We start from the raw sequence: 14,537 nt of genomic DNA, 5'->3' as shown, positions 1-14,537 counted from the left end.
AAAACCGGAAGAGGTGCTCGCGATGTTTCATTGTCCTTTATGTCAGCATGCCGCACATGCGCGTACAAGTCGCTATATCACTGACACGACAAAAGAGCGTTATCACCAGTGTCAGAACGTGAATTGCAGCGCCACGTTCATCACTTATGAGTCGGTACAGCGATACATCGTGAAGCCGGGAGAAGTCCACGCCGTAAGACCGCACCCGTTGCCGTCAGGGCAGCAAATTATGTGGATGTAATTACAAACAGGAAGCCCCTCAGTCGAGGGGCTTTTTTGTCGATGTGGTCAATGTGTGGACGTGACCAGAAATAAATCCTTTTATTTCATTGTATTACGCGTAAAAAATAAGCCCGTGTAAGGGAGATTACACAGGCTAAGGAGGTGGTTCCTGGTACAGCTAGCATTTTATGGGTTATGTTTTTCAGCGAAACGGATGATAACCTTAATAAATGCAGCTGTATGTGATCGGTTTCTAAGAATTTTCCATCCGGGAAAAATAATCGAAATTAATCACTTACCGTGCGGGTTACGCGTGGTTTCACCAGAGAAATTACGCATCAGCAGTGCGTAATTGAGCTCAAGATCCTGCGGAACCGGGAGCCACACGGTATAACCATCGCCAGGTGCAACCGGCATCGCTTCACCTTTGGCATTTTCCATATGCTCAAGGGTAAAGTTGATGTTGCCCTGTGGCGTCATCAGTTCAAGGCTGTCGCCAACGGAGAACTTATTTTTCACCGCTACCGCCGCGAGATCGCCTTTGCGCTCACCGGTAAACTCCCCAACAAACTGCTGGCGGTCAGAAACGGAATAACCGTATTCGTAGTTCTGATAATCGTCGTGAGTATGACGACGCAGGAAACCTTCGGTGTAACCACGATGCGCCAGACCTTCCAGAGTTTCCAGCAGGCTGGTATCGAACGGTTTTCCTGCAGCGGCGTCATCGATAGCTTTACGATAAACCTGCGCGGTGCGTGCGCAATAATAGAAAGATTTGGTACGGCCTTCGATTTTCAGCGAATGCACGCCCATTTTAGTCAGACGTTCAACGTGGGCGATAGCGCGCAGATCTTTCGAGTTCATGATGTAAGTGCCGTGTTCATCTTCAAACGCGGTCATATACTCGCCCGGGCGCTGGGCTTCTTCAATCATAAACACTTTGTCAGTTGGCGCGCCGATACCCAGCGTTGGTTCGACGTTTTGTACCGGAATCGGCTCGTATTTGTGTACGATGTTGCCGACGTCATCTTCTTTGCCTTCCTGGACGTTGTACTCCCAGCGACAGGCGTTAGTGCAGGTGCCCTGATTCGGATCGCGTTTGTTGATGTAGCCAGAGAGCAGGCAGCGGCCGGAGTAGGCCATGCACAGTGCGCCGTGAACGAAGATTTCGAGCTCCATATCCGGCACCTGATTGCGGATCTCTTCAATCTCTTCCAGTGATAGTTCACGGGAGAGGATCACGCGGGTCAGGCCCATCTGCTGCCAGAATTTTACCGTCGCCCAGTTTACGGCGTTGGCCTGCACCGAAAGGTGGATCGGCATTTCAGGGAAGTGCTCACGCACCAGCATAATCAGCCCCGGATCGGACATAATCAGCGCATCCGGCCCCATTTCCACTACCGGTTTCAGGTCACGGATAAAGGTTTTCAGCTTAGCGTTATGCGGCGCAATGTTGACCACGACATAAAACTTTTTCCCCAGCGCATGGGCTTCATTGATGCCGAGCTGAAGATTTTCGTGGTTGAATTCGTTGTTGCGCACACGCAGGGAATAACGCGGTTGTCCCGCATAAACAGCATCTGCGCCATAAGCGAAAGCGTAACGCATATTTTTCAGCGTTCCCGCCGGGGAAAGGAGTTCCGGTTTAAACATAATTCTCTCGTTCTGATGACAGGTCAGAACCGCTTCACCTGATGAAGCGGTTAGGGGAGTGTCCCCACTTTAAGGGCGGGCATTGTAGCGCAATCGGCGGGTTTAGCTCCAGTGTAAATGTCTGGTAGCGTCCTGGTTTTGGTTAAGGATACGAGTGACGATAATTTCCCTTGGTGATTACAGGAAATAAATAACGTGGTGTTCAAAAGGAAGAACAAAAATGCCTTCGCCTAATTCAGGTCTGGGAGTACCAATATTATTGTTACTCAGAATCTGGAGAACGTCTGAAAGATGTTCAACATATTTGTCGGCTTGTGGTTCGCCGAAATGGTGATAACTGTAATACCAGATGCCTTCTCAATCCTCGTTGGCTTTTGGCATGAGCTTAATAATACGCACATTATTTCTTTATCCCTGCTTTCACCTTCCGTAAAAACGCATCCTTTTCCCACGGCTGAGCTTCACCACTATTCAACCCTCCTGCAAGCATGTCACGTAACGCTTGCAGGCGAGACTCTGCTTGTTTTTCTCGAAGTAAGCGCAGTGACTCACGGATCACTTCGCTTTGGGTGCGATAGTCGCCGGATTCAATTAAGGACTCGATAAATTCACGCAACTCATCGCCGAGATCAACTGTCATCGTTCTGGCCATGTTTATGCTCTCTTGTAAGTAAAAATCTTACGTCAGTGTATGTCATAAACCGGATAGCGCCACGAAAAGTATTAGAAGATATTTTGCTATATGAACATGTTCAGGAGGATAAGGATGGGGAGTGTTAAACAAAGAGAGGAGAATGAGTGCTTGCCTGTGCCTACTATTTTAATGGCGCAGATTAATCTTAATCATCAATAAATAAGTGTTTATTAGAAATAAAGCCGGACGCGTTATCCGCGCCCGGCTTAACTATTAAGTATTGTCTTTCACCTTCTGACTTGCGCCATTGGTTTTTACAGAAGCAATTCCGACTTCGCGTGATTGAGCGGTGGCATACATCTGGCTGGAACCGATTATCTGATGATTGCCAGCTTTCAGATTGAAATAAAATTTGCCGTTGCTCGCTGTTTTTTTCTCATAGCGTTCGTCCTGCGGGCTGTTGCTTTGCACCGAGGCAATGCCCTTTTCCGCAGCGGCTTTTGAGGTATACAGTTCGCTGGTGAGAATGATCTCGCCATTGCCCGCTTTTAGCACAAACCGGAACTGATTTTCACTGCTCTTATTGAGTTCAAACCAACCAGCCATAATGACTCCTTGATTGAAATTGCGTATCGAAAACAGTATGTAACGATTTAAGTATGGGTGATATTCAGTTGACTGCCAATCAGGGGAATACCCTCTAAAGGGTGGGGGAGATTACTGATAAATATGCAGGAATCTGAATGCGGATACGGTGTTATCCCTCTCCTTTCAGAGAGGGGCATGACGGGTTAATAAACAGGAAATTTTGCCCTCGCCAGGGCAACGATACATTAAACGATACGACAGGCGTCAGCTTCCCAGCGGTAACCGACACCGTAAACGGCACGGATAAATGACTGCTCTTCGTCCAGCGACTCCAGTTTACGGCGCAGGTTTTTAATGTGGCTGTCGATGGTGCGGTCGGTTACCACGCGGTAATCGTCATAAAGATGATTGAGTAATTGCTCGCGGGAGAATACTTTTCCCGGTTCATGGGAGAGGGTTTTCAAAAGACGAAATTCTGCAGGCGTCAGATCAAGCATTTTGCCACGCCATGAAGCCTGAAAACGACCTTCGTCGATAATCAACGGGCTTTCGGCATCCTGTTGCTGCAACTCGCGCTGCGGTTTGCAGCGGCGCAAAATGGTCTTAACACGCGCCACCACTTCCCGTGGGCTGTACGGTTTGCAGATGTAGTCATCGGCGCCAATCTCCAGCCCCAGCAAACGGTCGATTTCTTCGATTTTTGCCGTAACCATCACGATGGGGACATCGGAAAAACGACGAATTTCCCGGCAAAGTGTCAGACCATCAGTGCCTGGTAGCATCAGATCCAACAGGATCAGATCCGGTGGGGTCTGCCGCACATACGGCAGTACCTGATCACCGTGACTGATAAGGGTCGGCGCATAGCTCGCAGCACGCAGATAATCAATGAGCAACTGCCCCAGCTTCGGTTCATCTTCCACGATCAAAATACGCGGTGTGTTTTCGTCGATTGGTAACTCGGTCATACTTCTCTCTGTAAATCCCGTTCCAGCGGTAACTCTACTGTAATGCTTACCCCGCCAAAAGGCGAATGAGTGGCAACAATGCGACCACTGTGCGCTTCAACAATGTTAAGGCAAATCGCCAGTCCCAGCCCGGAACCGCCGCTGGCACGGTTGCGGGAACCTTCGGTGCGGTAAAAACGCTCAAACAATTTTTGCAGTTGTTCGTCGCTGACGCCCGGCGCACTGTCGGCAAAGGTCAGGCGCACCGTTTTGTCGCGCTGCTCGGCGGAGATTTGCAGGCTGCCGCCGCTGTCGGTGTAACGTAGACTGTTTTCCAGTAAGTTATTGAATAACTGCATTAAACGGTCGCGATCGCCAAATACGGTAATGCTATCCGGTAGGGAAAATTGCAGCTTCAGGCCACGGCTGGCGAAACGTTCACGAAAAGCGCCGCCTGCCACTTCCAGCAGCGGGATCAGATCCACAGGCGCTTTTTGATAGGCGAGAGCACCTTCATCTGACATCGACAGTTGATGCAGGTCATCCACCAGTTTGGTCAGTGTACCGACCTCCGCCTGTAAAGAAGCCACTGTCTCCGGTGTGAACTTACGCACGCCATCCTGAATAGCTTCCAGTTCTCCGCGCAGTACTGCTAAAGGCGTGCGCAGTTCGTGAGAGATATCAGCCATAAAATCGCGGCGCATCTGTTGGTTTTTCTCCAGCGTGCTGGCGAGCTGGTTGAAGTCTTGTGCCAGTTTGCCCAGTTCATCTTCACTGGTGGGCGTCACGCGGGTTGTGAAATCGCCCGCCGCCAGTTTGTGCGTGCCATCCACCAGCCGTTTCACTGGAGCGAGCAAACCGCGCGCCAGTGGGAATGTCGCCAGCGCCGCCAGTAAGGTAGATAAAGCGACAATCAGCCAACTGGTTTGCCGCTGTTGTTTATCGAAATTGATATCGGTATTGCGGGTTAACCGTTCAACGGGTGAGGCGATCACCGCGCCAACTTCAACACCATTGACCAGAATAGGGCGCCTTGTACCGTCCGGTGGAATGGGAGAGCGTGGGCCAACCAGCACTTTGTTGTTTTGATCGACCACCCAGAACTGAGTACGCCAGCCGTGTGGCGGCATACCGGGACCCGGTTTGTCTTCATTATTATCATGTTCAAATGAGCGCAGTATCTGAAATACAAAACGATCGTTATTACGCAGAAAGCGCCAGTTACCGTGCTGGGCGTATTGCTCGCCAAGTGCATCTCCGAGCATTTGCAGTCGCTGTTCATTACCATGCTTAATGTAATCGATAAAGCCGCGCTCAAAACTGATACGTACCGCCCAGTGCATCGTTATCAATAATACAATGCAGGTGGCGAAGATCGCCAGAAACAGTTTGCCGGTAATGCCGGGTCGCCAGAACTTCATTGCGCGCTCCTTTTTCTCCGCGAAATAGCCACGTTTTGATGCGTATCGTTCGGAACTCTGGCAAAGATGAACGCCGGAAGGGCGATGAGAAACGCCATGCTAAGCCAGGTGTACATAAAGACGGTTTGTGTGGTGCCGCTGTCAACGCTGACATGTTGGGAGCCAAAAAGACCCAGCAGCAGCCCGGCGATGGTCACACCGATACTCATCGACAATTGCATAATCATCGACAGCAGGCTGTTGCCGCTGCTCGCCAGATTGTCTGGTAGATCTTTCAGCGTCAGGGTGTTCATGGAGGAGAAACGCGTTGAGTTGACCATTCCTTGTAAAAACAGAACGAATGGCAAAACGTAGTACCAGCCAAGCATCGCGGTGGCCATAAACAGCAATGTGACCAGCGACAGACCCAGCGTGGTTGCCACCAGCACCCGACGATAACCAAAGCGGTTAACCACCTGCACCACAATACGTTTCATTCCCATGCTGCCGAGCACCATGGGGATCATCATCAGTCCGGCATGGAACGGCGAAAAACCGAGGCCGATTTGCAGGAAAACCGGCGTCATAAAGGGCAACATACCGCTGCCAATACGTCCGGCAAAACTTCCCGCCAGACCCAGCGAAAAGGTGCGGGTGTGGAACAGTTTCAGACTGAAAAGGGCGCGGTTGTTATTTCTGGCGTGCAGCAGATAAAGCACCAGTGCCACTACGCCAACCGCCACCAGGCCGACAATCGCCAGCGGCGAAAGTCCTGTGCCTTTACTGCCATCCAGCGCCAGCGTTAACACTGCCATGCCAACCGCCAGCAACAGAAAGCCGGAGAGATCGAAGCGCCGCGTCTGCATGGTGTAGTTTGGCATTAACATTAGCGTGGCGATCGCACCGATAATCCCCACCGGAATGTTGATCAAAAAGATCCAGTGCCACGACGCGTACTCCACCAGCAGACCGCCAAGCGCCGGACCGAGCAGCGGGCCGACCTGACCGGGCAGCGTGACAAAGGTCATCGCCGCCATATATTGCTCGCGCGGAACAATTTTCATCACCGTTAGCCTGCCGACCGGCACCATCATCGCACCGCCTACGCCCTGTAACGCACGTGCCAGCAACAGTTCATTAAGGGTGCCGGAAAGCGCGCAAAACAGCGAACCGAGGGTAAACAGCACGATAGCGGTAAAGAAAATATTGCGCACGCCGACTTTGTCCGCCAGCCAGCCGCTGGCAGGCAGCATCACCGCCACGGTCAGCACATAAGAGACAATGACCATGTGCATATGCAGCGGGCTTTCCCCCAGGCTTTGCGCCATTGAGGGAAGGGCGGTGTTGACGATGGTGGTGTCCAGCGACTGCATAAAGAAGCCGAAAGCCACAATCCACAATTGCCAGCGGGTGCTGTCAGGAAGATCTGTCATTTACTCGGTTACCGTTTCTTTAGATTTTCGCGAAAAACGCAGCCGCAGACGGTCGAAAAAAAGATACACCACCGGCGTGGTATACAGCGTCAGGAGCTGACTCATTACCAGACCGCCGACAATGGTGATCCCTAATGGTTGACGCAGTTCCGAGCCGTCGCCGCCAGATAACACCAGCGGCAGCGCACCAAACAGCGCCGCCAGGGTAGTCATCATAATCGGACGAAAACGCAGCAGACAGGCCTGGAAAATGGCTTCCTGCGGCGTCAGATTTCCATTCCTTTGAGCTTCGAGCGCAAAATCGACCATCATGATGGCGTTTTTCTTCACAATGCCGATTAATAACATGATCCCTATCAGGGCGATTAGGCTGAACGGGGCATTGAACAGCTCCAGCGCCAGCAGCGCCCCAACGCCCGCCGAGGGTAGGGTGGAGAGAATCGTCAACGGATGTACGTAACTCTCGTAAAGGATACCCAGCACGATATACACCGTGGCGATCGCCGCGATAATCAGGATCACCTGCGAGTTCATTGTCTCCTGGAACACCTGCGCCGTTCCGGCAAAACTGCCGCGCACCGTCGAAGGCACGCCAAGCTGCGTCATCGCACGATCGATTGCCGCACTGGCGTCCGAAAGCGATTTCCCGGTCGGCAGGTTGAACGAGATGGTCGAGGCCGCCGATAATCCCTGATGATTCACCGACAGCGGCGCGTTTGCCGGTTGCCATTTGGCGAAATACGACAACGGGATCGCTTTGCCTTCGTTATTAATGACGAACATTTTTTCCAGCGCGCTGATGTCCTGGGTATAGCGCGGATCCACTTCCATCACCACTTTATACTGGTTCATTGGCTGGTAAATGGTCGAGATTTGCCGCTGACCAAAGGCGTTATTCAGCAGGCTGTTGGCGGCCTGCACATCGATCCCCAGCCGCGCCATCGTGTCGCGATCGTAAACCAGGTTCATCTCCGCGCCGTTATCCTGCTGGTCGGAGTTAACGTCCGCCAGTTCCGGCAACGTTGCCAGTTTTTTGCGGATTTTCGGCTCCCATTCGCGCAGCGCCGCCAGGTCGTCGGATAACAACGTGTACTGGTAGCTGGCGTTCGACTGACGCCCACCAACGCGAATATCCTGCACTGCCATCAGGAACAGATTCGCCCCCGGTTCTTTCGCCAGTTTTACGCGCAGACGGTCGATAATTTGCTGCGCCGTTTCGCTGCGTTCGGCGCGTGGCTTGAGGGTGATAAACATCATCCCGCTGTTCACTCGCGAACCGCCGGTAAATCCGGTGACATTATCCACTGCCGGATCGTCACGGATAATTTTCATGAAATCCTGCAACTTACCGCGCATTGCCTGAAACGAAATGCTCTGATCCGCCTGTATCCCGCCCATCAGCACGCCGGTGTCCTGCTCCGGGAAGAAGGTTTTCGGGATCGAGATATACAGCCAGATATTGAGCGCAATGGTGCCAAGCAGCACCACGCCCACCAGACGGGTGTGATTGAGTACCCATTTCAGCGACTTACCGTAGCCTTGTTGCAGGGCAACCAGCATCCGGCCAAAACCACGTAACCGTGTTTGTTCACGCGGCTTGCTGGCTTTCAGCATCCAGCCGCACATCATCGGCGTTAATGTCAGAGAAACCAGCAACGAAATACCAATGGCGACAGAAAGCGTCACGGCAAACTCGCGTAACAGTCGGCCCGGCAATCCGCCCATCAACAGCAGCGGCAGGAACACCGCCACCAGTGACAGACTCATCGACAGCACCGTAAAGCCGACTTCGCGAGTACCTTGCAGCGCGGCCTGTAGCGGTTTCATCCCCGCTTCCAGATGACGGGCAATGTTTTCCAGCACCACGATGGCGTCATCCACGACAAAGCCTGTGGCGATGGTGAGCGCCATCAGCGACAGGTTATTGAGACTGAATCCGCACAGATACATCGCCGCAAACGTACCAATCAGCGAAACGGGCACCGCAACGGCGGGAATAATGGTGGCGCGACCTGAGCGCAGGAACAAAAAGACCACCAGAATCACCAGTGCCACCGAGATAATCAGCGTTTGCTCGACTTCTTCCAGCGAGGCGCGAATGGTAGGGGAGCGATCCTGGGCAATTTGCAGATCAATCGCCGCCGGAATGGTCTCCTGCAACTCCGGTAATTTTGCCCGGATGCTGTCAACCGTCTGGATAATATTGGCTTCCGGCAGCTTGCGGATCATCAGCAAAATAGCCGGTTTGGCGTTGGTCATCCCGGCGTTGCGCACATCTTGTACAGAGTCGGTCACCGTCGCCACATCGCCCAGACGAACCACGCCGCCGTTGTTGTAATGAATAATCAGCGGCTGATATTCAGCGGCGGTTTTCAGTTCATCGTTGGTCTGGATCTGCCAGCGGTGAGTACCATCTTCCAGCGCCCCCTGCGGTTTACGCACGTTGGCATTGCTGATGGCGGTGCGCACATCGTCCAGCGATACGCCCTGATTAAACAGCGCCTGCGGATTCAGCCCGACGCGCACGGCGGGCAGCGAACTGCCGCCGACATCGACATCACCGACGCCGTCGATTTGCGCAATCGTCGGAGCCAGCTGCGTCGAGGCGAAATCGTACAGTTCACCCTGGGAATAAGTATCGGACGTCAGCGTCAGGATCATAATTGGCGCATCCGACGGGTTTGCTTTGCGATAGGTCGGGCGGCTGGGCATCCCGCTGGGCAGCAAACTTTGTGCGGCGTTGATCGCCGCCTGCACATCGCGCGCCGCGCCGTTGATATCCCGGTCAAAATCAAACTGCAAAATAATGCGCGTGCTGCCGAGCGAACTGCTGGAGGTCATTTCACTGACCCCGGCAATACGCCCAAGCGAGCGTTCCAGCGGCGTGGCAACGGAAGACGCCATTGTCTCTGGCGACGCACCGGGCAGCGAGGCGCTGACCATAATCACCGGAAAATCGACCTGCGGCAGCGGGGCGACCGGCAGCATACGGAAGCCCAGTATGCCGCACAGGGTAATGGCAACCGACAGTAAAATCGTCGCCACCGGGCGGTAAATGAAGAGGGCAAAAAACTTCACTTACGCCTCCTCTTCATGACGGGCAAAGCGGCTTTTTGCCCACAATGCCAGACGGTCGAACAGCAGATAAATCACCGGCGTGGTAAACAGTGTCAGCACCTGGCTGACAACCAGACCACCGACCATGCCGATGCCTAACGGACGGCGCAGTTCCGCGCCGACTCCGGTACTTAACATCAGCGGCAGCGCGCCAAGCAGTGCCGCCAGAGTGGTCATCAGGATCGGACGAAAACGCAACAGACAAGCCTGGTAGATTGCATCGCGCGGCGACATGCCTTGCTCACGCTCAGCAGCCAGCGCGAAGTCGATCATCATGATGGCGTTCTTCTTCACGATACCGATCAGCAAAATAATGCCGATAATCGCAATCACATCCAGTTCGCTACCGGCAATCATTAATGCCAGCAGCGCGCCGACCCCTGCGGTGGGTAGCGTCGAGAGAATGGTGATCGGGTGAATAAAGCTCTCGTACAGAATGCCGAGCACGATATACATCGCCACCACCGCCGCGACAATCAGCCAGACAGTGCTGCCAAGCGCCGACTGGAAGGCGAGGGTGCTGCCCTGGAACTGCGTGGTGATATCCACCGGTAGATTCAGCGTCTTTTCGGTGTCCATAATCGCCTGCACCGCATCGCCCAGCGAATAGTTATCCGGCACGTTAAAGGAGATGGTCGTTACCGGGAACTGATCCAGATGGTTGATGGAAAGTGGCGCAAAACGCTGCTCAATTTTGGCAATTGAGCTTAACGGCACCACGCCACCGTCGCTGCTGGTCAGGCGAATGGTATCCAGCGCCGCGAGGCCTGGGGTATTTTCGGTGTTGTGTTCCAGCACCACGCGATACTGGTTAGCCTGAGTATAAATAGTGGAAATCAGTCGCTGACCAAACGCGTTGTACAGGGCGTTATCGACATCCGCCATGCTGATCCCCAGACGGCTGGCGCTGTCGCGATCAACATTGACATACGCCACCAGCCCTTTGTCCTGCCAGTCGCTGGAGACATCAGAAAGCTGTGGCAATTGCTGGAGTTTTTCCATGAGCTGCGGCACCCAGGTACTGAGCGCATCCAGTGACGTGGCCTGCAAGGTAAACTGGTACTGGGTGCGGCTGACCTGAGTATCGATGGTCAGGTCCTGCGTTGGTTGCAAGAAGAGATCGACGCCCGGCACTTTATCCACCGCCGTTTGCAGACGGGTGATGACTTTTTGCACCCGATCATCACGTTCATCCAACGGTTTGAGGTTGATCTGTAAACGCGCACTGTTCAGCGACGGGTTAGTGCCATCAACGCCAACAAATGAGGTCAGGCTTTGCACTGCCGGATCTTGTAAAATCACATCCGCGACCTGGCGTTGCCGCTGGGCCATATTGGCAAAGGAGCTGGATTGCGGTGCCTGCAAGGTGCCCTGAATAATGCCGTTGTCCTGTACCGGGAAGAAACCTTTCGGAATGAACACCCACAGCAGTACGCTAAGCAGCAGCGTGCTGAGCGCCACGCTTAAGGTCAGCCACGGATGATTCAGCACTTTCGCCAGTCCACGACCATAGGCGGCGATTATCCTGTCGAACATTTTCTCCGAGGCACGGGAGAATCGGTTTTGTTTACGCAGCGACTCCTGGCTGAGCATCCGCGCGCACATCATCGGCGTCAGGGTCAGCGACACCACGGCTGAGATCAAAATTGCTACCGCCAGGGTAATGGCAAACTCGCGGAACAGTCGCCCGACGATATCGCCCATAAACAGTAGCGGGATCAGCACTGCAATCAGCGAGAAGGTCAGCGAGATAATGGTAAAACCGATTTCACCTGCGCCTTTGAGCGCCGCCGCCAGCGGTTTTTCGCCTTTTTCGATATAGCGCGAAATGTTCTCGATCACCACGATGGCGTCATCGACCACGAATCCGGTGGCGATAGTTAACGCCATCAGCGTCAGGTTGTTGATCGAAAAATCGAGAAACACCATGACTGCGAAGGTGCCGATTAATGACAGCGGCACCGCAACGCCGGGAATGATGGTCGCCGGAATGTTGCGCAAAAACAGGTAGATAATCATGACTACCAGCGCGATAGCCATCATCAATTCAAACTGAGTATCATCGACGGATGCGCGGATATTGGTGGTGCGATCGGAAAGCACCGTTACTTTTACCGATTTCGGCAAACTTTCGGTGAGTTGTGGCAGCATCTGCCGGATGCTGTCGGCGGTAGAGATAATGTTAGCACCGGGCTGGCGCTGAACATTCATCACTATGGCCTGTTCTTTGTTCGCCCACGCGCCGAGCCAGCTGTTTTCTGCACCTTGCTCTACAGTTGCGACATCGCCCAGACGAATCGGCGCGCCGTTCTGGTAGGCGATGATTAGCTGGCGATACTCTTCTGCGGATTGCATCTGGTCGTTCGCCGACAGCGTGACCGCGCGGGAAGGGCCGTCGAGGCTACCTTTGGCTGAGTTAACGTTAGCGCCAGTAATGGCGGTGCGCACGGTTTCGCTGGTTAGTCCAAGAGCGGCAATCGCCTGGGCGTTAAGTTTGACACGAACAGCCGGACGCTGACCGCCGGAAAGCGTCACCAGCCCGACGCCGGAAATCTGCGAGATTTTCTGCGCGACGCGGGTTTCCACCATATCTTCCACCTGCGTCATCGGCATGGCGGTTGAGGTGACAGCGAGTGTCATGATTGGCGGATCTGCCGGGTTCACTTTGCTGTAAACCGGCGGGTTAGGCAGGTCGCTCGGCAACAGGTTAGTGGCGGCGTTAATCGCGGCCTGCACTTCCTGCTCGGCGACATCCAGCGGTAATGTTAGCTGGAACTGCAAGGTGATAACTGACGCGCCGCCGGAACTCTGCGATGACATCTGTTTCAGGCCAGACATTTGCCCAAACTGGCGTTCGAGCGGCGCGGTAACGGCAGAGGTCATGACATCCGGGCTGGCGCCGGGGTAGAGCGTGACCACCTGAATAGTCGGGTAGTCCACTTCCGGCAGCGCCGAAACGGGCAGGGCGCGATAGCCGATAATCCCGGCGAGTAAGATCGCCACCATCAGCAGCGTGGTGGCGACAGGGCGCATAATAAACAGGCGCGACGGGCCGCCTGTGCTGCTCGGAGGTAACACCTGCATCAGGAGCGCACTCCTTTTTTCGCGTATTCACGGCTGGTGGCTTTCTCTTCCGGCGAGGTGGCGCTCTGGGCTTCCACCACTTCCACTTTCGCTCCTTCAGTCAGGCGATCAATGCCGTCTGTTACTACGCGATCGCCTGCGGAAATACCCGCGCGGATCACCACTTTCTGACTGTCCTGAATGCCCGGCGTCACCAGATGTTTGCTGACTTTGTTTTCGCTATTCAGCGCCCAGACAAAATGGCCTTCGTTGCCCATTTGCAGGGCGGCGGTGGGGATCACCACGGCGTTTTGTTCGGTGTCCACTAACATGCGTGCGTTAACAAACTGATTGGGAAACAGCGCATCATCCTGATTATTGAAGCGCGCTTTCACTTTAATGGTGCCAGTAGTGGCATCGATTTGGTTATCGAGACTTAACAGCGTGCCTTCACTTAACTTCTTCGAGTTGGTGCGATCCCAGGCTTCAACAACCAGCGGTTTTCCGGCTTTTTGTGCCTGCACAACGGTGGTGATATCGCTTTCCGGCAGGGTGAAGAGCAAATCGATAGGATGCGTCTGGGTGATCACCACAATCCCGCTGGTATCACCACTGGAGATTTGGTTACCGACATCAACCTGCTTCAGGCCAACGCGACCATCGACTGGCGCAGTAATCCGGCTCCAGTCGAGTTGCAGTTGTGCGCTGGCGACGCTCGCTTCATCGGCTTTAATGGTGCCTTCGGTTTCACTGACCAGCGCCTGTTGGGCGTCCAGTTCCTGACGGGAAACGAGATTGGTTTTTGCCAGTTGTTGATAACGCGCCAAATCACGGCGCGCGTTGGCAAGTGTGGCTTTATCTTTTGCCAGTTGCCCCTGGGCTTGTGCTAATGCGACTTTGAACTGGCTGGGGTCAATCTCTGCCAGTAAATCGCCTGCTTTGACCTGCTGGCCTTCCTGGAAATGCAACGCCATCAGTTGACCGTCCACGCGGCTGCGCACCGTAACAGTATTAGCGGCGGTAATAGTGCCAAGCCCGGTGAGATAACGTGGAACGGCCTGTTCAATGGCGGTTGCCGCCTGTACTGGTGCTAAAGGGCCGGAACGCATACCACGGCGACCACCCGCTGGCGGCTGCTGTGCTTGTTTCGTCGCACCTGGGGCTGCGCTCTGGGATTCATTGCGGCCTTGCCAGAACCAGAATGCGGCGATGGCGGCGATAACCACCACGATTACGATTACCCAACGGGATTTATAACTGTCTTTCATCGTTAAGAGTTTCTCTTCCTGAAACGTTTCGCGCAATGTTACTAGTGTAGCCAGCCAATAAGGGAGAAAAATGGAGGAATTATGAAACAGTTTCGCGAATAGTCTGAATGGTGGTGCACTTTGCGAGCGCGCATCCAGTAATGACGCAGGAAACTATTTTCTCTGCAAGTTAGCGATAGACTACGTACATGGCGAAAGGAGGTAAGCCGAAG

9 protein-coding genes and 2 pseudogenes are annotated in these 14,537 nt (G+C 53.8%); 1 reads left to right on the top strand and 10 read right to left on the bottom strand.

Going from position 1 to position 14,537, the window contains the following annotated elements; translation table 11 throughout:
- Window positions 1–22 precede the first annotated feature (22 nt).
- Complete coding sequence (gene ogrK, locus RGV86_RS04555) at window positions 23–241, top strand: prophage transcriptional regulator OgrK (RefSeq protein ID WP_000468308.1); 219 nt, start codon at window positions 23–25, stop codon at window positions 239–241.
- A 272-nt stretch (window positions 242–513) separates the two neighbouring features.
- Here the strand turns inward: ogrK and trhP are convergent, their stop codons facing one another.
- The 10 genes and pseudogenes from trhP to mdtA all read right to left on the bottom strand — a co-directional run bounded on the left by trhP (window position 514) and on the right by mdtA (window position 14,325).
- Complete coding sequence (gene trhP / locus RGV86_RS04550; RefSeq protein WP_000476029.1) at window positions 514–1,875, bottom strand: prephenate-dependent tRNA uridine(34) hydroxylase TrhP; 1,362 nt, start codon at window positions 1,873–1,875, stop codon at window positions 514–516.
- 102 nt (window positions 1,876–1,977) lie between these two features.
- Window positions 1,978–2,226, bottom strand: a pseudogene (locus RGV86_RS04545) (type II toxin-antitoxin system RelE/ParE family toxin).
- Window positions 2,227–2,275: 49 nt separating this feature from the next.
- A pseudogene (locus RGV86_RS04540) lies at window positions 2,276–2,573 on the bottom strand (type II toxin-antitoxin system ParD family antitoxin).
- Window positions 2,574–2,782: 209 nt separating this feature from the next.
- Window positions 2,783–3,115, bottom strand: coding sequence for a YegP family protein (locus RGV86_RS04535; RefSeq protein ID WP_000929406.1), 333 nt, complete (start codon window positions 3,113–3,115; stop codon window positions 2,783–2,785).
- Window positions 3,116–3,342: 227 nt separating this feature from the next.
- Window positions 3,343–4,065 carry an envelope stress response regulator BaeR gene (gene baeR, locus RGV86_RS04530; RefSeq protein ID WP_000137883.1) on the bottom strand — a complete coding sequence of 241 codons (723 nt, stop codon included), beginning with the start codon at window positions 4,063–4,065 and terminating at the stop codon, window positions 3,343–3,345.
- Window positions 4,062–5,465, bottom strand: a complete 1,404-nt coding sequence (baeS, locus tag RGV86_RS04525) for an envelope stress sensor histidine kinase BaeS (RefSeq protein ID WP_000675167.1) — start codon at window positions 5,463–5,465, stop codon at window positions 4,062–4,064. Before baeS ends, baeR begins: the two co-directional genes overlap by 4 nt.
- Entirely contained in the window at window positions 5,462–6,877 is a 1,416-nt protein-coding gene (locus RGV86_RS04520) for an MFS transporter (RefSeq protein ID WP_032225638.1), read from the bottom strand. The genes baeS and RGV86_RS04520 overlap by 4 nt, the downstream gene beginning before the upstream one ends.
- Window positions 6,878–9,955: a multidrug efflux RND transporter permease subunit MdtC gene (gene mdtC / locus RGV86_RS04515; RefSeq protein WP_085460873.1), complete on the bottom strand. Its 3,078-nt coding sequence runs from the start codon at window positions 9,953–9,955 to the stop codon at window positions 6,878–6,880.
- Window positions 9,956–13,078, bottom strand: a complete 3,123-nt coding sequence (gene mdtB, locus RGV86_RS04510; protein ID WP_085460872.1) for a multidrug efflux RND transporter permease subunit MdtB — start codon at window positions 13,076–13,078, stop codon at window positions 9,956–9,958.
- The gene (mdtA, locus tag RGV86_RS04505; protein WP_085460871.1) at window positions 13,078–14,325 is read right to left on the bottom strand and encodes a multidrug efflux RND transporter subunit MdtA; all 1,248 of its coding nucleotides are present in this window, start codon (window positions 14,323–14,325) and stop codon (window positions 13,078–13,080) included. Before mdtA ends, mdtB begins: the two co-directional genes overlap by 1 nt.
- Between the last annotated feature and the right edge of the window lie 212 nt (window positions 14,326–14,537).

The organism is Escherichia ruysiae (assembly GCF_031323975.1).
GTDB lineage: Bacteria > Pseudomonadota > Gammaproteobacteria > Enterobacterales > Enterobacteriaceae > Escherichia > Escherichia ruysiae.
This window is presented reverse-complemented; position numbering and strand designations above follow the sequence as displayed.

What these genes read in the sequence shown, in the direction of transcription:
- ogrK (WP_000468308.1), top strand. Translation starts at nt 23, where the DNA reads ATGTTTCATTGTCCTTTATGTCAGCATGCCGCACATGCGCGTACAAGT.
- baeS (WP_000675167.1), bottom strand. Translation starts at nt 5,465, where the DNA reads ATGAAGTTCTGGCGACCCGGCATTACCGGCAAACTGTTTCTGGCGATC.
- mdtA (WP_085460871.1), bottom strand. Translation starts at nt 14,325, where the DNA reads ATGAAAGACAGTTATAAATCCCGTTGGGTAATCGTAATCGTGGTGGTT.
- mdtB (WP_085460872.1), bottom strand. Translation starts at nt 13,078, where the DNA reads ATGCAGGTGTTACCTCCGAGCAGCACAGGCGGCCCGTCGCGCCTGTTT.
- RGV86_RS04535 (WP_000929406.1), bottom strand. Translation starts at nt 3,115, where the DNA reads ATGGCTGGTTGGTTTGAACTCAATAAGAGCAGTGAAAATCAGTTCCGG.
- baeR (WP_000137883.1), bottom strand. Translation starts at nt 4,065, where the DNA reads ATGACCGAGTTACCAATCGACGAAAACACACCGCGTATTTTGATCGTG.
- RGV86_RS04520 (WP_032225638.1), bottom strand. Translation starts at nt 6,877, where the DNA reads ATGACAGATCTTCCTGACAGCACCCGCTGGCAATTGTGGATTGTGGCT.
- trhP (WP_000476029.1), bottom strand. Translation starts at nt 1,875, where the DNA reads ATGTTTAAACCGGAACTCCTTTCCCCGGCGGGAACGCTGAAAAATATG.